Origin of the sequence: Klebsiella oxytoca NBRC 105695 (assembly GCF_001598695.1) — a bacterium.
Taxonomy (GTDB): domain Bacteria; phylum Pseudomonadota; class Gammaproteobacteria; order Enterobacterales; family Enterobacteriaceae; genus Klebsiella; species Klebsiella oxytoca.
The window spans coordinates 1-18,416 of the sequence record NZ_BCZK01000002.1 but is presented as its reverse complement, the minus strand read 5'-3'; the positions used below and the strand labels follow the sequence as shown (position 1 = coordinate 18,416).

At 53.8% G+C, this 18,416-nt stretch carries 15 protein-coding genes; 4 read left to right on the top strand and 11 right to left on the bottom strand.

The genetic code is table 11. The annotated features are described in order from the left end of the window. Positions 1 to 11 precede the first annotated feature (11 nt). Positions 12 to 479 (top strand): ribonuclease HI, encoded by a 468-nt coding sequence (gene rnhA, locus KO1_RS03740; RefSeq protein ID WP_004099142.1) that lies wholly within the window; start codon positions 12 to 14, stop codon positions 477 to 479. Here rnhA and KO1_RS03735 read toward each other — a convergent pair. Then, the gene (locus KO1_RS03735) at positions 476 to 1,198 is read right to left on the bottom strand and encodes a class I SAM-dependent methyltransferase (RefSeq protein ID WP_004099141.1); all 723 of its coding nucleotides are present in this window, start codon (positions 1,196 to 1,198) and stop codon (positions 476 to 478) included. The two genes, rnhA and KO1_RS03735, sit on opposite strands and share 4 nt — an antisense overlap. Before the next feature lie 32 nt (positions 1,199 to 1,230). On the opposite strand from KO1_RS03735, the gene gloB reads away from it, so the two are divergent. Both gloB and mltD read left to right on the top strand, forming a co-directional pair. Further along, entirely contained in the window at positions 1,231 to 1,986 is a 756-nt protein-coding gene (gene gloB, locus KO1_RS03730) for a hydroxyacylglutathione hydrolase (RefSeq protein ID WP_004099140.1), read from the top strand. A 71-nt stretch (positions 1,987 to 2,057) separates the two neighbouring features. Further along, positions 2,058 to 3,425 (top strand): murein transglycosylase D, encoded by a 1,368-nt coding sequence (mltD, locus tag KO1_RS03725; protein ID WP_004099139.1) that lies wholly within the window; start codon positions 2,058 to 2,060, stop codon positions 3,423 to 3,425. Positions 3,426 to 3,479: 54 nt separating this feature from the next. On the opposite strand, the gene KO1_RS03720 is transcribed toward mltD, so the two are convergent. The 3 genes from KO1_RS03720 to KO1_RS03710 all read right to left on the bottom strand — a co-directional run bounded on the left by KO1_RS03720 (position 3,480) and on the right by KO1_RS03710 (position 6,427). Next, positions 3,480 to 4,250, bottom strand: coding sequence for a class I SAM-dependent methyltransferase (locus KO1_RS03720; RefSeq protein WP_004099138.1), 771 nt, complete (start codon positions 4,248 to 4,250; stop codon positions 3,480 to 3,482). A gap of 85 nt (positions 4,251 to 4,335) precedes the next feature. Beyond that, a complete protein-coding gene (locus tag KO1_RS03715) occupies positions 4,336 to 5,133 on the bottom strand; it encodes an endonuclease/exonuclease/phosphatase family protein (RefSeq protein WP_024359141.1) in 798 nt (265 codons plus the stop codon). Between the two features lie 103 nt (positions 5,134 to 5,236). Continuing rightward, positions 5,237 to 6,427 (bottom strand): MFS transporter, encoded by a 1,191-nt coding sequence (locus tag KO1_RS03710; protein ID WP_064406841.1) that lies wholly within the window; start codon positions 6,425 to 6,427, stop codon positions 5,237 to 5,239. Positions 6,428 to 6,531: 104 nt separating this feature from the next. On the opposite strand from KO1_RS03710, the gene yafC reads away from it, so the two are divergent. Further along, positions 6,532 to 7,434, top strand: coding sequence for a DNA-binding transcriptional regulator YafC (yafC, locus tag KO1_RS03705; RefSeq protein WP_004099134.1), 903 nt, complete (start codon positions 6,532 to 6,534; stop codon positions 7,432 to 7,434). A gap of 29 nt (positions 7,435 to 7,463) precedes the next feature. Here the strand turns inward: yafC and dkgB are convergent, their stop codons facing one another. The 7 genes from dkgB to tssB form a co-directional block, all read right to left on the bottom strand. Next, on the bottom strand, positions 7,464 to 8,267 hold the full coding sequence (dkgB, locus tag KO1_RS03700) for a 2,5-didehydrogluconate reductase DkgB (RefSeq protein WP_004099132.1): 804 nt from the start codon (positions 8,265 to 8,267) through the stop codon (positions 7,464 to 7,466). Positions 8,268 to 8,449: 182 nt separating this feature from the next. Then, positions 8,450 to 9,811 carry a VasL domain-containing protein gene (locus KO1_RS03695; RefSeq protein WP_004099130.1) on the bottom strand — a complete coding sequence of 454 codons (1,362 nt, stop codon included), beginning with the start codon at positions 9,809 to 9,811 and terminating at the stop codon, positions 8,450 to 8,452. A gap of 336 nt (positions 9,812 to 10,147) precedes the next feature. After that, a complete protein-coding gene (tssA, locus tag KO1_RS03690) occupies positions 10,148 to 11,752 on the bottom strand; it encodes a type VI secretion system protein TssA (RefSeq protein WP_017146585.1) in 1,605 nt (534 codons plus the stop codon). 165 nt (positions 11,753 to 11,917) lie between these two features. Beyond that, positions 11,918 to 14,551: a type VI secretion system ATPase TssH gene (tssH, locus tag KO1_RS03685; RefSeq protein WP_004099113.1), complete on the bottom strand. Its 2,634-nt coding sequence runs from the start codon at positions 14,549 to 14,551 to the stop codon at positions 11,918 to 11,920. A gap of 188 nt (positions 14,552 to 14,739) precedes the next feature. Then, a complete protein-coding gene (locus KO1_RS03680) occupies positions 14,740 to 15,231 on the bottom strand; it encodes an Hcp family type VI secretion system effector (protein WP_004099111.1) in 492 nt (163 codons plus the stop codon). Positions 15,232 to 15,590: 359 nt separating this feature from the next. Next, entirely contained in the window at positions 15,591 to 17,123 is a 1,533-nt protein-coding gene (gene tssC / locus KO1_RS03675) for a type VI secretion system contractile sheath large subunit (RefSeq protein WP_004099110.1), read from the bottom strand. Positions 17,124 to 17,188: 65 nt separating this feature from the next. Continuing rightward, entirely contained in the window at positions 17,189 to 17,677 is a 489-nt protein-coding gene (gene tssB, locus KO1_RS03670; RefSeq protein WP_004099108.1) for a type VI secretion system contractile sheath small subunit, read from the bottom strand. Positions 17,678 to 18,416: the final 739 nt, after the last annotated feature.

The following is an 18,416-nucleotide window of genomic DNA, read 5'->3' as shown; positions in this document are numbered from 1 at the left end:
GTCTACCAGAGATGCTCAAACAGGTAGAAATTTTCACCGATGGTTCCTGCCTGGGCAATCCAGGCCCCGGCGGCTACGGTGCAATTTTACGCTATCGCGGAAAAGAAAAAACCTTTAGCGAAGGCTTTAACCTCACGACGAATAACCGCATGGAGATGATGGCCGCCATCGTCGCCCTCGAAGCGCTGAAAGAACATTGCGAAGTGATCCTCAGTACCGACAGCCAGTATGTGCGTCAGGGTATTACTCAGTGGATCCACAACTGGAAAAAGCGCGGCTGGAAAACGGCGGATAAAAAACCGGTCAAAAATGTCGATCTCTGGCAGCGCCTGGACGCTGCGCTGGGTCAACACAAAATAAAATGGGAGTGGGTCAAAGGCCACGCGGGGCATCCGGAAAACGAACGCTGCGACGAACTGGCGCGCGCGGCCGCCTCTCATCCCACCCGGGATGATACCGGTTATCTGGCAGAGCGCTAATTTTGCCCCTTGCGCCACTGACGTGTGGCGCCCACCGCCTGCGGTATCCGTTTTTTTGCTTTGCCCGATTTCATCGGGTTTAGCGTCAAGGGGATCGTACGTTTACGGGCAATAATGAGCTGTAAACATCCTAAAGCAGGTAAATGGGTGCTGAGCATTTTCCCCCCGTGACGAGACCAGGGAAGGACCTGGTAGCAACCGTGATGCATCACTTCAAAATTCAGCAGCGCCAGCCAGTCCATCTGACGCGTTAAAGTAAACATGCGGCTGTTATAGGGGGGCTTATTGCGCAAGACCGGCACCAGCTTGCGTAATCCCATCAGGCTCATGGGGTTAAAACTGGTCAAAATGATCCAGCCATCGTCAATCAGCACTCGGTCTGCTTCCCGCAGCAGTCGATGCGGATCGCTACACCAGGGTAAGGTATGCGCCAGCAGGCAGGCATCAACCGACTTCTCGGCAAAAGGCAAATGCAGCGGATCGGCCTTTACCTGCACGGGATTACCCTGTAAAGAGACATTCACCTGATGGGAAATCGCGCAGGACTCCGTATTGATTTCCGCGCTCAGATTGCCAATCTTAAGTAAATGAAAGCCATATAATTTAGCCAGCCACGGTTTCATCTGCCGTTCCAGCGATTCGCGGTAGTATTCGCCCCAGGGCATGCTGGACCAGTGCTCTGGCGCTGTAACTGTCTGAGGTATCCTTGCCGGCTTCATCGCAACCTTCCGCTACGCTTTAGAGGTAATTTATGAATCTTATCAGTATTCCCGCATTTCAGGACAACTACATCTGGGTTCTCAGTGAAGATAGCGGCCGCTGTCTGATAGTCGACCCGGGAGAAGCCGCGCCGGTGCTCGCCGCGATAGAACAAAACCGCTGGCAGCCGGAAGCCATCTTCTTAACGCATCACCATCACGACCACGTTGGCGGCGTAAAACAACTATGTGAAAAATTCCCGGCAATAGCGGTTTACGGACCGGCAGAAACCCAGGATAAGGGAGCAACCTGCATCGTAAAGGACGGAGAAAGCCTGTCCGTTTTGGGCCGCGAATTTTCTATTTTTGCTACGCCAGGTCACACTTTAGGACACATCTGTTTCTACAGTAAACCTTATCTATTTTGTGGCGATACAATGTTTTCCGGCGGCTGCGGCAGACTCTTTGAAGGCACACCAGACCAGATGTATCAATCATTTAAAAAGATTAACGCCCTTCCTGATGAAACGTTAATATGTTGCGCACATGAGTACACTTTAGCAAATATGAAGTTTGCAATGAGCATCTTGCCCCATGATAAGGATATAAATGATTACTATCGCAAAGTTAATGAGTTACGCGCAAAAAAACAAAAGACACTACCCGTAACTCTGAAAAATGAACGTCGTATAAATTTATTTTTACGTACAGATGATCATGATTTAATTGAAGAAATAAACAAAGAAACAAATTTGCAACACTCTGTTCAGAGATTTGCGTGGTTAAGGTCAAAGAAAGACGACTTCTGAGATTTAATTCTTGTCTTCGGGGGACTTCACCGTTATCCTTGCTCGTCTTTTAAGCAACTATTGACACACACATGAAGGCACGAGCGATTTTACTCGCCTCTGTCCTGCTGGTGGGGTGCCAGGCGTCTAAGAACGATGGCACCGTACAACAGCACGCACAGAGCCTTTCTGCAGCGAGTCAAGGGGAAGCAAGCAAGTTCACAAGTCGAGCGCGCTGGTTAGATGATGGAACCTTCTACGCGCAAGACCAGGATCTGTGGACTTCGATAGGCGACGAGCTAAAGATGGGAATTCCGGAAAACGTCCGGATTCGCGAACAAAAACAGAAGTATTTAAGAAATAAGAGCTATCTCCACGATGTAACTTTACGGGCAGAGCCGTATATGTACTGGATAGCCGGGCAAGTTAAGAAACGTAACATGCCGATGGAACTGGTATTACTACCCATAGTGGAGAGCGCTTTTGACCCGCACGCAACGTCTGGCGCCAATGCCGCAGGCATCTGGCAGATCATTCCGAGCACCGGGCGCAATTATGGTTTGAAACAGACCCGCAGTTACGATGCGCGTCGTGACATCGTTGCCTCAACCACGGCAGCGTTAAACATGATGCAACGTCTGAACAAAATGTTCGACGGCGACTGGTTGTTAACCGTTGCGGCGTATAACAGCGGCGAAGGCCGGGTCATGAAGGCGATCAAAGCGAACAAAGCGCGTGGTAAACCCACCGATTTCTGGTCGCTGTCTTTGCCGCATGAAACCAAAATATACGTACCGAAAATGCTGGCCCTGAGCGATATCCTCAAGAACAGCAAGCGCTACGGCGTGAGGCTGCCGACGGCAGACGAAAGCCGGGCTCTGGCGCGCGTACGTCTCGACAGCCCGGTTGAGATTTCACAGTTAGCCGATATGGCAGGAATGCCGGTCAGCAAGCTGAAGACCTTCAATGCTGGCGTCAAAGGATCAACCCTGGGCGCGAATGGGCCAAACTACGTGCTGGTGCCGCAGAAGCACGCCGCACAGCTGCGCGAATCGTTGGCTTCCGGCGATATTGCAGCCGTGCAGCCGACGCTGCTGGCTGACAACAAGCCGTTAACCAGCCGTAGCTACAAGGTGCGTTCCGGCGATACGATTTCCGGCATTGCGTCGCGTCTCGGCGTATCAACCAAAGATCTGCAGCAGTGGAACGGTATTCGCGGTTCTAACCTGAAGGTTGGTCAGAATCTGGTGATTGGCGCAGGCAGCAGCGCCGAGCGTCTGGCTAACAACAGCGATAGCATCACTTATCGCGTGCGCAAAGGCGACTCCCTGTCGAGCATTGCGAAACGCCATGGCGTCAACATTCGTGATGTCATGCGCTGGAATAGCGATACTGGCAACCTGAAGCCCGGCGATCAGCTGACGCTGTTCGTGAAAAACAGCGACAGACCAGAATCCTGATGATTCATCAGGCATGATAAAGGCACCCATGCGGTGCCTTTTTTTATCCCGGCGTCAGGCCGCCTTGTGGGCCTCAAACATAATCGTATCGCTGGTGAACGAACCATCGTGCTGCAGGGCAAAATAGGCCTTAACCTCAGCCGATGCGCTCTCCTGATATAAGCGAATCGCTTCCGCCAGCGCCGCTGGCGTTCGCATGCGCGCAATCCATGAGCCAAACTCCAGCGGCAAGCGGTCGGTCAGCAGATGATTAATCACCAGACCCGCCTCACTCGTCATTGCCAGCCATTCGCCGCTGGAATAGTTGCGGACATGGGAAGTATCGCGCAGGGCCTCAACGGTCTGCAGCCAGACGTCGCGAACCGGATGCCCGGGCGACATCACATCCATAATAATCATTACTCCGCCCGGCTTCAGCACTCGCTTCACTTCACGCAGCGCCAGACCGACATCGTGCCAGTGATGCGCAGAATAACGACTGATCGCTACATCAAAGCTGGCGTCAGCGAAAGGCAAAGACTCGGCATATCCCTGCTGAGTGGTAATATTAGCAAAACCTTTATCACGTGCGGCCTGAGCCACAACGTCCAGCATCTGGCTGGATAAATCATACGCCGTCACCTGTGCAACCTGCCCTGCCGCCGCAAAGCTGGCGTGGCCGGCGCCGCATCCCATATCCAGCACGTGCGCCTGAGGAAAATCCGCCAGCCTTTCGGCCAGACGTTGCAGATCGCGCCCGGAGGCGTGTACGGCGCTGGTCAGGTAGGCGCTGGCCTGTGAGCCAAACTGCATTTCTACATGGTCATGATGAGAGCGTGTTGTCATTGCATTGTCCTTCGGTTTTTTTGAGTAATAAAGGCAGCACCATGCATACGCAGGCCTGCCCCGTGGCAGGCCTGACATACCTTAATTAATCAGGCTTGCCGGGACTGAATTCGACTAGTAGAGGGTTGTGGTCGGAGGCACGCGTCACCAGTACGGAAGCATCGTGTACGCTTAACCCACGATAGAAGACAAAATCAAGCGGGCGGCCAAACGTACGGCGGCGCTGATCGTCAGAGAAACGAACTTCGCGCAGCGACATTTCGCGCGCAAAGCGGTACAGGGCATTCATTCGCGGGCGGCTCCAGGCATTAAAGTCGCCTGCCATAATCACCGGCCCGCTGTGATGGGCGATCTGATCGCCAATCGGCAGCAGCTGCTTGCTGTAGACATCGACGCCAAGGCTGAAGTTAACCGCATGAATATTGACCACCATCAGCAGGCGGGAATCCGGTAACGGATACACGGTCACTAATGCCGACTTCGCCAACCGCAGGATAGGCTCGCGTTCACGCAGAGGACAACAGTAGATAGGATGCGCAGAGGCTAACGTCATCACGCCGGAAGGATGCTGGGGCAGCACCAGCGCCGGAACCTGATCCGCTGCAAGGTAGTTGGACGTGGCAAACTTCACTAATTCAGGTGTAGTTTGCGCTTCCTGTAACAACACCAGGTGCGCATCTTTACCAAAGTTGTTAAGAACTGATTTCCACTCGGCGCGCTGCTGCTTGAAGATGTTCCACACCAGTACGCGGATTTTTTCATCCGAACTTAACGGTACTCCCGCCGGAAAAGCCGGAGTCATGCCTGCAAACGACCCCGGAGGTAAAATTCTCTCCGCAGGCTGTCCGGCGACATAGCGCATGGCATAGGTATTCTTTCGCAATTTAGGCATCAAACCTCGATAACAGGAAACCAGCCCGACTGCAGCTGGTTCTTCTGTTATAGGGATTTTTGTAGACACTTTCAATGCAATTTGCCAGAAACCTTTAGCCTTCTACGCCAGGGCCGTTAGCGCGAAGCCCTGGCTTATCAAGCCGGCCGCTAATTCCGACCAGTAAGAGCGCCACCAGCACAATCAGAGCGCCGATCCACGGCGTCTGGGCCAGACCATAATGCGCTACGATCTGCCCGCCAATCACCGAACCTAACGCAATGCCAATGTTAAATGCTGCAATATTCAGGCCAGAGGCAACGTCAACCGCGCCAGGAGTGTATTGCTCCGCGTTCTGCACCACGTACACCTGCAGTCCCGGAACGTTACCAAAAGCAAAGATCCCCATCACCAAAACCGTCGCCAGAGCAGCATAATGCACACTGGCCGTAAATTGAAAGATCGCCAGTAGCGCAGCCAGGGCGGCAAAAATCAGCTTCAGCGCGGGCACGGCGCCATGTTTATCCGCCAGCCTTCCGCCCCATACGTTACCTATCGCCACTGAAACACCGTAGCCCAGAAGGATCCAGCTGACGGCCGATGGGCTAAATCCGGCAAGATCCTGCATCATCGGCGCCAGGAAGGTAAATGCCGTAAATACGCCGCCATACCCCAGAGCAGTGATCGCGTAGATAATCAGTAAACGCGGATGGGTCAGAACCTTAAGCTGAGCGCGCAGACCCGCGCTGACGCGGCCCGGAATGTTACCAGGCACCAGAATAAGGCTGCTCATTAACGCGATTACGCCAAGAATAGACACGGCCAGGAATGTTTCACGCCAGCCAAAGTGTTGGCCAATGAAGGTGCCTAGCGGCACGCCGGTCACCAGCGCAACGGTTAACCCGCCGAACATCATCGCAATCGCCGAGGCCGCTTTCTCCTTCGCGACCAGGCTGGTCGCAATTGTCGAACCGATCGAAAAGAATACCCCATGCGCCAGCCCGGTCAGCAGGCGCGCCAGAACCAGAGTCTCGTAACCCGGCGCCTGCCATGCCAGCAGATTGCCAGCGGTAAACAGCGCCATTAACGCCAGCAGTAGCTGCTTACGCGGCATACGCCCGGTCAGCGCGGTGAGCACAGGAGCACCTATCGCTACGCCCAACGCATAGATAGAAACCAGCAGCCCTGCAGAGGGTAGCGAAATAGCTAGTTGCTCAGCGATGTCAGGCACCAGGCCCACAATGACAAATTCAGTCGTGCCAATCGCAAAGGCACCGATAGTTAAGGCAAGTAGCGCCAGCGGCATAATGTACTCCGTATCAACAGGATTAAGATGACACGTAGTATGAAGAGATGTTTTAATGACAAAAATAGCCAAAGTATCAATATAATTTTGCCACAGGTGCAACAATGAGAGCTACCTCAGAAGAAATCGCCATTTTTGTCGCCGTGGTAGAGAGCGGCAGTTTTAGTCGCGCTGCCGAACAGCTTGGTCAGGCTAATTCCGCCGTCAGCCGGGCGGTAAAAAAGCTGGAGTCAAAGCTCGGCGTCAGCCTGCTTAACCGTACTACCCGCCAGCTAAGCCTGACCGAAGAGGGCGAGCGTTATTTCCGCCGAGTGCAGGTTGTGCTTCAGGAGATGGCCGCCGCCGAAAATGAGCTTCTGGAGAGCCGAACGACGCCAAGAGGATTACTTCGCGTTGATGCCGCGACGCCGGTGATATTGCATTTTCTGATGCCTTTGATCAGGCCCTTCCGTGAGCGCTACCCGGAAATGAGCCTTTCGCTGGTCTCGTCAGAGACCTTTATCAATCTGATTGAGCGGAAAGTGGACGTCGCGATCCGCGCCGGCACGCTAACCGATTCCAGCCTGCGCGCCCGGCCGCTGTTCAATAGCTACCGCAAAATTATCGCCTCGCCGGACTATCTTGCCCGGCACGGAACGCCGCAAAGCGTCGCCGAGCTAAAACATCATCAGTGCCTCGGCTTTAGCGAGCCCGTATCCCTGAATACCTGGCCAGTTTCCTGCTGCGATGGCCAACTGCTGGAAATCGAAAGCGAGATATCTTCCAATAGCGGGGAAACGCTCAAGCAGCTGTGTCTGGCCGGTAACGGTATAGCCTGTCTGTCGGACTATATGGTGGATAAAGAAATTGCTGAAGGGGCGTTTGTCGAACTGCTGGCTGACAAACGGCTGCCGATTGAAATGCCGTTTAGCGCGGTGTACTACAGCGACAGGGCGGTAAGCACGCGGATCAGGGCTTTTATCGACTTTCTTAGTGAGCATGTAAAACAGCTCCCGCAGGAGCTGTAAGAGGGTTGTAGAGTACAGAGGGGGTTAGCTTAATCCCATTCAGGCGCCAGACCTTCGGGGCTAACCAGACGATCGTGACAGTCCAGCGCGGCGATCGCCAGGCGATCGTCTTCATCAAGCTGCAGCTCCTGAGCTTTCAGGTTGCTTGCCAGGTTTTCGCGCCTGGTCGAAGATGGGATCACCGCATAGCCTTCACCCATTGCCCACGCGAGGATAACCTGCGCCGGAGTGGCATTGTGTTTCGCCGCAATCCGGGCAATGGCTTCATCTTTTAACGCTTTACCATAAGCCAGAGTCATATAAGAGGTAATGTGAATGCCATGCTCAGAGGCCCAATCGACGACCTTACGATTTTGCAAATAAGGCGACAGTTCAATCTGGTTGGTCGCGATATTCTCTACCCCAACGGCAGCAATGGCGCGCTCCATCAGCGGAATAGTGAAGTTAGAGATACCCATCTGGCGAGTTAGTCCCTGGCGTTTCGCCTCCAGCAGAGCAGCCATGTACTCTTCCACGGCAACCGCATCGTTTGGCGACGGCCAGTGGATCAGCGTGAGATCGACATATTCGGTGCGCAGCTTCTGCAGACTCTCTTTCAGGCTTGCGATGAGCTTATCTTTGCTTAAATTTTCAATCCAGATCTTGGTGGTGATGAACAGTTCATCGCGCGCGACGCCGCTTTCTGCGATAGCCTGGCCCACGGCCGCTTCATTGTCATAGATTTGCGCGGTATCAATGGCGCGATAGCCCAGCTCAAGCGCTGTTTTTACAGATGCGATCACTACGTCATCTTTCAGACGGAAGGTCCCAAGACCAAATGCAGGGATTGTCATGATTTTCCTCATTATTTATCAATAGCGGTTAATGAGAAACATTATGACCAACGAGAGGATCGAGAAAAAGATCGTTTAACGCAGAGGATTTTTGCTAAAACAGCAATAATCAAATGGCGGGCTGAAAAAATCCTGGGCCAACTTTTCCCGTCTGTTTTTACTCTACCGCAGCCGACATCCTACTACTGAGGGTTCGGTTTCACTTCCGTGCTATCCAGCAAAATAGCGTAGCGGCTTAGCAACTGCTTAAAATGAAAATCAATCTGCATTTGCAGCACCGGTGAGAGACTTCCGGCTCGTACCTGAGCCTCCAGTTGCCTGAGCTGTTCTTCCAGCGGCGGCGTCTGTAACAGCTGCCGGATGCTGAAAATTGCCGATTTCAACTCAGAAGCAGTCATATACCGCCCCTTGCGTTCATCCAGCGCATCCAGCCTTAGCGAAAGCTGCCGTAGCTTCGCCTGCGCCTGGGCATAGCGCTGTAAGTCAGGCACCGGCAGCGCGCTGGCTTCCCGCTGCTTACGCCACTCGGCGCTCATCGCCTTAATTTGCGAATTATTCGGCCAGCGGCGTTCAAGGGCCAGGAGCAGCGCCTCTTCCTGGCGCAGGGGCCACAGCGGCGGCAGGTCATTCAGCCTCTTCAGCTGCGCGCGGGTCGTCGCCATTCCCTGCGCCCAGCTCAGCATCTTGTTGCCATCCCTCCCCGGCGCTGAGGGCAACGCCAACACCGACGTCGCGGTCTGTGCCTCACGTAGGCCCATTTCTGGCGGGTTCAGCCATGACCAACCCCAGAAACCGCAACCTCCCAGGCAAACCATCGTCAGCATCCCGGCGATAAAGCCGGGCCATACCCGCCGCTGGCGAGGACTCTCCGTAGTTTTCTTCAATAACAAGCTTTCGTCATGCTTTCGCGATGCCTGCGCTTCAGCGGTTTTTTTGGCCCCATTTTTTACATCTCTCGGCCAGGGGCGCTCCCTGGCGATTTTCTTCGCCGCCGTTTTTTCGCCCTGCGGCGCCAGCCGCTCCAGGCGCATCGCCGCATTTCGCAACTGAACGGCCAGTTGCTCCAGTTTTGACATATGCCAGACCTCGCACCGCCGCAGCACGTTCTCTATTTCCGTCAGGTGCTGGCTGCAGTGGTTAATCTGCGCCAGATCCTGATACTGAAGATCCTGCGCGCGCAGCGCCTGCTTCATCTTCTCGGCAAGCCACGCCAGCAGCGCGATCCTTGAATGGACCTGCAGCGGCCAGAAATCTCCCCAGCGCTGGTTTATCAATGCCGCGAGGGCATCCAGAGCGTCCACCATTCCTGCTATCCCATACTGCCGGGTCCTCGCCAGCGCGTAACAGACCAGCGTTTGCAACTCCACGCCGTTTTGCCGAAACAGAGCCAGACTCAGGCTCTCTACCCTGCCCCAGTCCACATCCGGCCGCGCCGGATGCGTAAGTTTGCCTATTTCGGCCTGCAGTTCGCCGGCCTCCCGAAAGGTACAGGGATCGCCGCCCGTGCGGAACGGGCTGATAAATGAAGAGTGCGGCGTCTTCATATACGCTCCTGTTGCTGCAAATAATGCATAATCGCCCGGCAATAGTGAGTACATTGCATATTATGACTCCCTGAAAGAAGCCGCCGATCCTTTTCACTGCCCTGAGCTCGCGGCCATTCATGATTGAAATTAAACGTCGGCATTGGGTTTAACGAAGCGATTTCCATACTATTTTTATCCTTTAGCGGAAACAGCCGCTGCTTGCTATTTATCTTCTCAATGGCGCGCGGTCAGGGTAAGCCGGGCATAGTCTCTGTCGGCTTCTTATCGGTAGCGTATTTCGGCTTTGCAATAACGTCAGGATTGGCGCCTTTAAACTCGATACCGGGTGAGTTCTCAGTCTTTATATTGCGTATCACAAAGTACTGCCGCCCGCGCAGGATCCATCGCCACCAGCGCCGCCAGCAGATTTTCCATTTTCCGCGCCAGATGGGCTTTATCTGCATAGCGGTGCGCCCGCAGGCGCAGCAGCTTCAGCTGTCGTGCCGTGACTTCGAAAATTAACTCCGGCTCCCATTGTGTCAACGTCAGCCCCTGCGCAGCGCCATGCAGCTCTTCCAGCAGCAGCAGCGCCATTTCGCTTTTACCGTACTGCTCCGCTATGCGAGCCATCAACAGACGCAACAGCAAACGCTGGCGTGCCGTGACGATCCCCGCACGGGACTGGAGCCAGCCCAGCGCAGCATCAACGCCCTCGCGGTCCGCCAGCGCCAGCGCCTCCGGTTCCAGCGCCAGCACATCGTTGTCCGGCTCTTCCACCGGGGCCGTTGGCGTCCTGCTAAGCCAGTTCCCCTCATCTTGCGGCAGCACCTGCCGGGTAATCCAACTGCGGGTCACCTCATCGGCAAACGGCGTGCCGTCGTTCCACGCCAGGCTCTCCAGCCCAGGTAAACGCTCAAGCAACAGCATCAGGTCCTGGCGGATAATTGCCGTCCACTTGTCCCACGGCGCGCCCGCTTTGCCCAGCGCCTGATACAAATACCATTGAATATCAAACCAGAAATGATTGACCCCGGCGCTGAACATCAGGTCGGCCTGTTCCAGCAGCTCGGTCCAGTTCTGTTGCGAGTACAACCGTTTAAGCTGAGTACGTGACTCGCTACGCGGCGGAGCCAGTCGGGTTCTGCCATCCACATCAGGCGGCAGTTCATGCACGGTGTCCCAGCGCAGAGTTTTCATCAACCGATGCGCCGCCAGCCAGCCCTGCGGCTGCGCGTTCAGGTAGCGGGCCAGCGCTTTTGCCTGATCCAGCAGGTCGCGCCCGGAACTGATGGACTGTATCTGTAGCGAATTTGTCGGAGGTGAAGCGGTTGCCGCGCTGTTCTGCGGCACCACCGCGCTCATCCCGCCCGACTGCGCCAGCCGCGACTCCAGCGCCTGGATCAGCGGTATCAGGGACGGCGGCTGTTGTTCTTCCGGCCATGTAGAAAAAGAAGCGTCCAGCAGATTGAGAGCCGCGACAATATTGGCAAAGTCTTCTTTTGCCACTTCCGGGTAACGCGCCAGGCTGTCGAGTATCTTTTCGCCAGTTAACCATTCCAGCGCCATTTTCCGGCCCGCCGGACGAGAGGGAAGCAGTTGCGTCCCGAAGCGCTGCACCAGCCCGGCCAGTAGGGCGAGACCTTCCGCTAATCCGCGTTCGCCGTCGCGGTGCAATCGCGCCCAGATATAGCAGGTGGCGATGCGTACATCTTTTGCCTGAGTGAGCAGCAGGGATTCCGCAAGCTGACAAATCAGAGCGGTATCCGCGCCGGAAAGCTTATTCAGCTCGTCGCGCATCAGCTGGAAATCGTCGTGGTAGACGGGGTCTCTCCCGACCGGAGACTCCGTCGTCACTGGCAGCAGCCACGTCTGCCACAGCGCCGCCTGTTGTTGTCCCGCCTCAAGCGCATTCCGATCGGGAAAACAGCTGCGGGTTAACTGCTGCAGTAATTCACTCATTCGCATCGCCCCCTCACTTAGGCTATCGGTTATGATTTTTTCCGGTCCGGAATATTTTCCCGGCGAGGGGAAGGCTTGCATCACTATCGGCCATGACGGGTTTCGGGATGAACGGGAAACGGCAGTCGTAACGCCCAGAGCACAGCGCATTCATCGCCATCCCCGTTATTCCGTATCTAATTCCAGTACGATACCGTCCTCTTGACTCCAGCCGAGCGCCAGCAGCCTGGGTTGCCGTCGCGCCGCCTGATTCGCCAGCAGCTGCTGGCTCAGTACAGGCAGAATCTGCTGGTTCAGTAAGCTGTCGATATTACGCGCCCCGGTATCCGGCAGCAGACAGGAGGAGGCCAGTTGATCGTAAAGACTGGCCCCGATCACCGTCTCCATACCGTAATGTTCGCGCAGGCGGCGGCTCACTGCCGCCAGCTTCATTTCCACAATGGACCGCATCGCCTCCCACCCGAGAGGGCGGTAAATTACCGTTTGGAAACGCGCCAGCAGCGCAGGCTGGAAGTGCTCCCGCAACAGCGGATACAGCAGTTCCTGCAGATCCCCGTCCGTGGCCGCCGGCCTCTTTTCCAGCAGTTGTATAATGTGATCGCTTCCGAGATTAGCGGTCATCAGGATAATGGTGTTGCGAAAGTCGATTTCCCTGCCTTCCCCATCGCGCATAAAACCGCGATCGAACACCTGGTAAAAAAGGTTCATGACGTCGCGGTGCGCCTTTTCTACCTCGTCGAGCAGAACCAGACTATACGGACGTTTTCTGACGGCTTCCGTCAATACGCCACCCTGGCCGAAGCCAACATAACCCGGCGGCGCTCCCTTGAGCTGAGAAACCGTATGTGGTTCCTGATACTCTGAGAGATTGATGGTAATAAGCGACTTTTCGCCGCCGAACAGCGCATCCGCCATCGCCAGCGCAGTTTCGGTCTTACCGGTGCCGCCAGGACCGGTCAGCAGAAATACGCCCTGCGGGCCATTTTCCGGCGTGAGCCCGGTTTTTGCCGCCCGCAACCGCTGCGCAATAGCCTTTAGCGCACCATCCTGGCCTACCACCCGCCTGGCGAGCATCTGTTCCATATTCAGCAGCTCGCTCTGCTCATCTTTCAGCAGGGAAGTGAGCGGTACGCCGGTCCAGTCAGCTACGACGGTAGCGACGGCCCGGGCATCCACATCCAGCGCCAGCAATGGCGTTAATCCCTGTTGCTGTAGCAGCTGCTGTTGTAGTTGAGGTAACCGTTCACTGTCCGGACTTTCCCGGCGTAGCGCTATAATCTGCTGCACCAGCGCTTTTTCTTGTTGGTACTGATACTCCAGCTGATCCGCCTTTTGCTGGAGTTGATCCCGCTGGTCGGCGAGCTCTGCCAGTCGAGCCTGCGCGGATGCAGGATAAAACGCGCGATCCTTTTCAAGCGCCTTCTGCTCAATATCCAGCGCGGCCAGATGTCCCTGAAGCTGAGTTAACGGCTCCGGCAGGGTATCAAGACTCATCCGGACACGCGCCCCGGCAGTGTCCAGCAGATCTACCGCCTTGTCAGGCAGCTGGCGTCCGGACAAATAACGCCGTGACAGACGTACCGCGGCCTGAATGGCGCTATCCTGGATGTGCACCCCATGGTGCTCCGCGTAGTAGGTCTTCAGCCCGCGCAGCATCAGGCAGGCCGTGTCCTCATCAGGCTCGTCCACTTTGACCAATTGAAAACGGCGGTCCAGAGCGGCATCGCGCTCAAAATATTGTTTGTACTCGCTCCAGGTCGTCGCTGCGATAGTGCGTAGCTCACCGCGGGCCAAAGCAGGTTTCAGTAAATTAGCCGCATCTGCGCCGCCCGCAGGATTTCCCGCGCCGATGATAGTATGGGCTTCATCGATAAACAGCAGCACCGGCTCCGGCGATGCCTGCACCGCGTCGATGACGTTTTTTAGCCGCTGCTCGAATTCCCCCTTAACGCCAGCCCCTGCCTGTAGCAGCCCCAGATCCAGCGAGTGAATATGCACGATTTTCAGGCTATCCGGCACGTTGCCATCTACAATACGCAGCGCCAGCCCTTCCACCAGCGCGGTTTTGCCGACGCCAGGCTCGCCCACAAGCAGCGGATTGTTCTTGCGACGGCGCGACAGAATATCCACCATCTGGCGGATCTCAACATCGCGGCCAAACACCGGATCGATCTGGCCCATCCGGGCCTTTTCTGTAATATTCGAAGTGAAACGTTTAAGGACAGCTCGATGCGCATCATCTTGTCTATCATCCGCCGCAAGCGCAGAAGAATTTGTACTTATATCTTCCACCAGCGGTTCGCCTGCCTGCCTTTGCCGCACCGGACACTCTTCCGACTGCTCGTCCAGTAGCGCGCGCAGCCGCCCTAACTGGACGCGACCCACGCTCAACAACACCCACAGATCGTCGCAAGCCAGCAGTTCGGACTTCTCCGTCAGCGCCATCAGCAAGTGCTGACTACGGATCTGCGGCTCGTTGCTCTCCAGCGAAGCGAACAACCATGCCTGCGTCATCAGCGCCGTCAGGCGTTTAGAAAGCTGCGGACGCTCACGTACCGAGCGTGGAAGCGTTTCAAGATGCCCCAGCAACGCTTGCCAGAGAATCTCCATATCCCACTCATAGCGCCGGGCAATGACGGTGATATCCCCTTCTCCCTGTTCCAGCAGCTTCAATAACCAGTGCTCAATAGTAATCTCGGCGTGAGCGCGGGTCTGGCACAGCGATGCGGCGGAGTCCAGCGCGCGGGCGCAGAACGGGTTGAGGCGGCGTAGCAGTGCAGCTGGCTGGTTTACGGTCATAGATATCCCTTCTTCAATGTAGTGATTTTTCCTTTACTGAATCCTGTTCAGGCACGCTACCGCCCGTAGCCGTAACCCTGTGCCTGGCAGGTTTCTGTCAGAATGTGATAGGGTTTGCCCCACCGGAAGGACCGGCTTATCAGCAAATACGCATAAAAAAGCAGACAGTTGCCTGTCTGCCGCGGTTATCAGGCCGAAGGACGTTCATTCCATGCATCGGAATGAATGATGTTTCCGTCCTTGTAGGTCCAGGTAATCTTTTCGTAACGGAATTCGATACGCTCCAGATGATTGTGCCTCTCGCGCGCAGGATCCTTAATGTCGTGCATCAGCGGAGCCACTCTGACCAGCTTGACGTTATCCAGCGTAATGTTGAAATACTCAACTTCCTGACCGGCGTCATTTATCCGGTAAAACTTGAACTCTGCCGTTTTCAGAGTCTGACCCGTCGTGACGGCCTTGTAGAGATACGGGCTGGATACGTCGATTTCCTTAGTGAAGGTAAATGGCTTATGGGTACGGGTGCCGGTCAGTTTGCCGGTATTGTTATCCGTCGGGATATACACATCGTGGTCCAGCGCCACGACCTCGATGCTGCCCTCACGTCCCTGTACGTCTACGGAACCTTTGATATCCGCGCCACCGTCATCTTTCAGCCAAAGGTAAGCAGGAATTGCCATGAGAATTACTCTCCTTGTTAGTGTGATTGAGGTACCGCCGCCTCCGACGGTATGTTCTGCTCCGCGTCCACCGTATTCTCTTCCGCACGCGTATTCAGGTCGCAAGCAGAAGAGAGCCCATCTGATACTTCCGTACCATCAACGTATCGTTGGGGAAACACAGGCGCAGGAATGGCATCTTTAGTTTTTTCAACGCCAGCACCGCGCTATCTAACGCCACAGCAGCCACTCCGAGGGAGGGCAGATGGCGAGTTGAGCAAAGCCATTATTACTGAAGGTTTCCCAACGAAATTGCCGCTGAGAGGAAGGTCGATCTCCTCAGCCCGCAGCAGACGAGAGATTTTCATCGCGCCTGTGGCTTACGATTTAGCCTTCGGCATTTGCGATACCAGCGACAGGCTGATATCCATTCCTTCAATCTGAAAATGCGGCACGGCATAAAGCCTGATACGGAAGAAGCCCGGATTGTCCTCAATATCTTCCACAACCACTTTTCCATCGCGCAGCGGATGCGATGCCTGAAGCGCATCACCAGGATCGGTCATTTCCGTCACCAGGTTACGCAGCCAGGTATTAAGCTCCAGTTCCAGCAAACGTCGGTCTTTGGTGGTACCAATATTCTCGCGCTGAATAATCTTCAGATAGTGCGCAATTCGCGACAGCAGGAAGACATACGGCAGGCGGGCATTAATGCGGCTGTTAGCAGTGGCATCCGCCGTCTCATACAGCGCCGGTTTCTGTGCCGAGTTAGCCGAAAAGAAGCATGCGTAATCACGATTTTTGTAATAAGAGAGTGGAATAAATCCAAGGTTGGCAAATTCGAATTCACGGGTCTCCGGGATCATCACCTCCGAGGGGATCTTGATCTGATTGCCGGTACCGAGGTCGTAAAGATGGATCGGTAAATCGGTGACCGCTCCCCCCGCCTGCGGTCCGCGAATTTGTACGCACCAGCCGTTGTTAACAAAGCTTTTCACCATATTCGCCGCAAAGGCGAATGACGCGTTGGTCCAGAGATATTTTTCGTGATCGGGCCCTTTCACCTCTTCCACATAGTTGAAACTGCGGACGGGAATCGTATCCGGGCCATACGGCAGACGGCCAAGTACACGGGGCATTACAAGACCGATATAGCGGGAATCATCAGTGTCGCGAAAACTTTTCCATTTGATATATTCGGCACGATCGAAATAACTACCGATATCTTTTATGGCAGCCACCTCTTCCATTGAGTTTTTAAGGAAGAATTCAGGTCCGACAGAACCAATAAACGGCATATGCGAAGCCGCGGCCACACGAGAGATATTACGCAGCAACGCGATGTCCTGCGGGCTGTTATCAAACTCATAGCTGGAAATCACTGAGGCTATTGGCTCGCCGCCGGGAGTGTCATATTCCTGCACATAAGTGTGGTGATAAAGCCCGCTCTGGACAATTTCCGGCGCATCATCAAAGTCCTGACGTAAGTCTTCCTTGCTGACATCCAGAAGCTCAATTTTGGTATTCTTTCGAGGGTCGGTTCGCTGGACGAGAAACCACAGGCCGCGCCAGAGCGATTCGAGCGCCTGAAAGTCCGGGTGGTGCATCACGGTATCCAGCTGCTGGCTGATTTTTTGATCCAGCTCGCTGATATGAAAATCCAGCAGTGATTTATCTAACTTTTCAACATTTTTTCCGGATTTCGCCACGCAGGAAAGCAATACCTGGATGGCTGCAGAGACCCTCTCCTCCGTTGATGCTTCCGCCATTGCTTCACTATCCTGCCACTCTCCGAGTTGTTTCAGAGAAGAAACCGGCGTCAGGTGAATTTTTTTAAACAGAGACTGATAAACATTTTCTCTGGTCACAGCCTGCGCCTGCGCTACCGGTGCGTCATGTTCTTGTACAGACATCAGCATGCCCTCCTCTTCATTTCCTTGATGAACCGTATTTATTCCGGTCGTTGTCCATTACTTTTTTACGGTGCGAGTGCCGTTAGCTCTGCGCGTAGTTCACTACTCATCGCAGGATCTTTCATAATCTTTTCCAGTTCACGACGGAACTCGACGTTATCCAGCAAGTTGGCTTTGAGATCGCGTAGTAAATTACGCATAGAAATCAATGCACGAAGCGATGGGATATTGCGAGCAACCTGTTCTGGTTCAAAATCTTTGACGCTACCAAAGTTAAGTTTAATATTTTCTATCCGGGCCTCTCCTGACAGAGTGCTTTCGACCAGCAAATCGACCGTAGGTAAGAGTTCAGCCATTACGCTATCAAAATTGTTTTTATTGATATTTATTTTATTTCTTTCAGATAAAGACCGTTGTTCTTTTCCGTTACTAAAATCGCCTACCGCAAGTAACTTTAACGGTAACTCGCTTTTCTTTCCCGCCCCGCCAGTGTGAAGATCCAATTGAAGATTAACTCGAGATTTTGGCACCTCATTTTGAAAACTATTACCCATATTACTCCTCCTCAGGATATATACCCACCAGACGGTGAGCAAAAACAAAATATCACCTCACTAATACAAATTGCAATAATTGAAGATAGACGCACTACGGTCTCGATTAATATTATACTTGCAAAGAAGTCTTTATATCTCACAAAAAGCTCTCAACTAAAACAAACTTCAAAAACCTTCACAATTAAAAAATACCACTTAAAAAACAAAGGGATTAACTATGATTCATATGAATTTATAGTACTTCATCTCATTCTCAAAGTTCTTAACATGAAATTCAATGCTAGCTGACCACTCTGAAAAATATATTTTCACTCCATTAAATAATAACCATAAACGCTAATAAATGATAAAAATCACATTAATGAATCAGTTCATCATCGTAATATAATAAACATTTAAGCGAAATATATTCTCGGGATAGATATATCAAACGTTATTAAAATTAGAAAAGATAGTTTCATTTTAAATCATTCTGTATTAAATGAATAAAATGATGAAGCCTGATACCAAATAACAGCCTCGAGGACCGCGAATGTTCCGCCGGAAAGAGCTCCTGAAGCGGCGACAAAAAGTAAAAAGGCCGGAGAACATATCTGTGTTCTCCGGCCTTGCAAGCGGCGATCGTTGTACGATGACAGACACATTATGATTGGCTATCCGTCTGCCTGACAGACTGCCGGGTCTGTAATTTTTCAGCCCGCGTTAAGCGTTAAGCGTTAAGCGTTAAGCGTTAAGC

Bases quoted from the DNA above. Each gene is read 5' to 3' on its own strand.
- KO1_RS03720 (WP_004099138.1), bottom strand. From the start codon at position 4,250: ATGACAACACGCTCTCATCATGACCATGTAGAAATGCAGTTTGGCTCA.
- tssB (WP_004099108.1), bottom strand. From the start codon at position 17,677: ATGGGTAATAGTTTTCAAAATGAGGTGCCAAAATCTCGAGTTAATCTT.
- KO1_RS03735 (WP_004099141.1), bottom strand. From the start codon at position 1,198: ATGAAGCCGGCAAGGATACCTCAGACAGTTACAGCGCCAGAGCACTGG.
- KO1_RS03680 (WP_004099111.1), bottom strand. From the start codon at position 15,231: ATGGCAATTCCTGCTTACCTTTGGCTGAAAGATGACGGTGGCGCGGAT.
- yafC (WP_004099134.1), top strand. From the start codon at position 6,532: ATGAGAGCTACCTCAGAAGAAATCGCCATTTTTGTCGCCGTGGTAGAG.
- tssH (WP_004099113.1), bottom strand. From the start codon at position 14,551: ATGACCGTAAACCAGCCAGCTGCACTGCTACGCCGCCTCAACCCGTTC.
- gloB (WP_004099140.1), top strand. From the start codon at position 1,231: ATGAATCTTATCAGTATTCCCGCATTTCAGGACAACTACATCTGGGTT.
- tssC (WP_004099110.1), bottom strand. From the start codon at position 17,123: ATGTCTGTACAAGAACATGACGCACCGGTAGCGCAGGCGCAGGCTGTG.
- tssA (WP_017146585.1), bottom strand. From the start codon at position 11,752: ATGAGTGAATTACTGCAGCAGTTAACCCGCAGCTGTTTTCCCGATCGG.
- KO1_RS03710 (WP_064406841.1), bottom strand. From the start codon at position 6,427: ATGCCGCTGGCGCTACTTGCCTTAACTATCGGTGCCTTTGCGATTGGC.
- rnhA (WP_004099142.1), top strand. From the start codon at position 12: ATGCTCAAACAGGTAGAAATTTTCACCGATGGTTCCTGCCTGGGCAAT.
- KO1_RS03695 (WP_004099130.1), bottom strand. From the start codon at position 9,811: ATGAAGACGCCGCACTCTTCATTTATCAGCCCGTTCCGCACGGGCGGC.
- dkgB (WP_004099132.1), bottom strand. From the start codon at position 8,267: ATGACAATCCCTGCATTTGGTCTTGGGACCTTCCGTCTGAAAGATGAC.
- mltD (WP_004099139.1), top strand. From the start codon at position 2,058: ATGAAGGCACGAGCGATTTTACTCGCCTCTGTCCTGCTGGTGGGGTGC.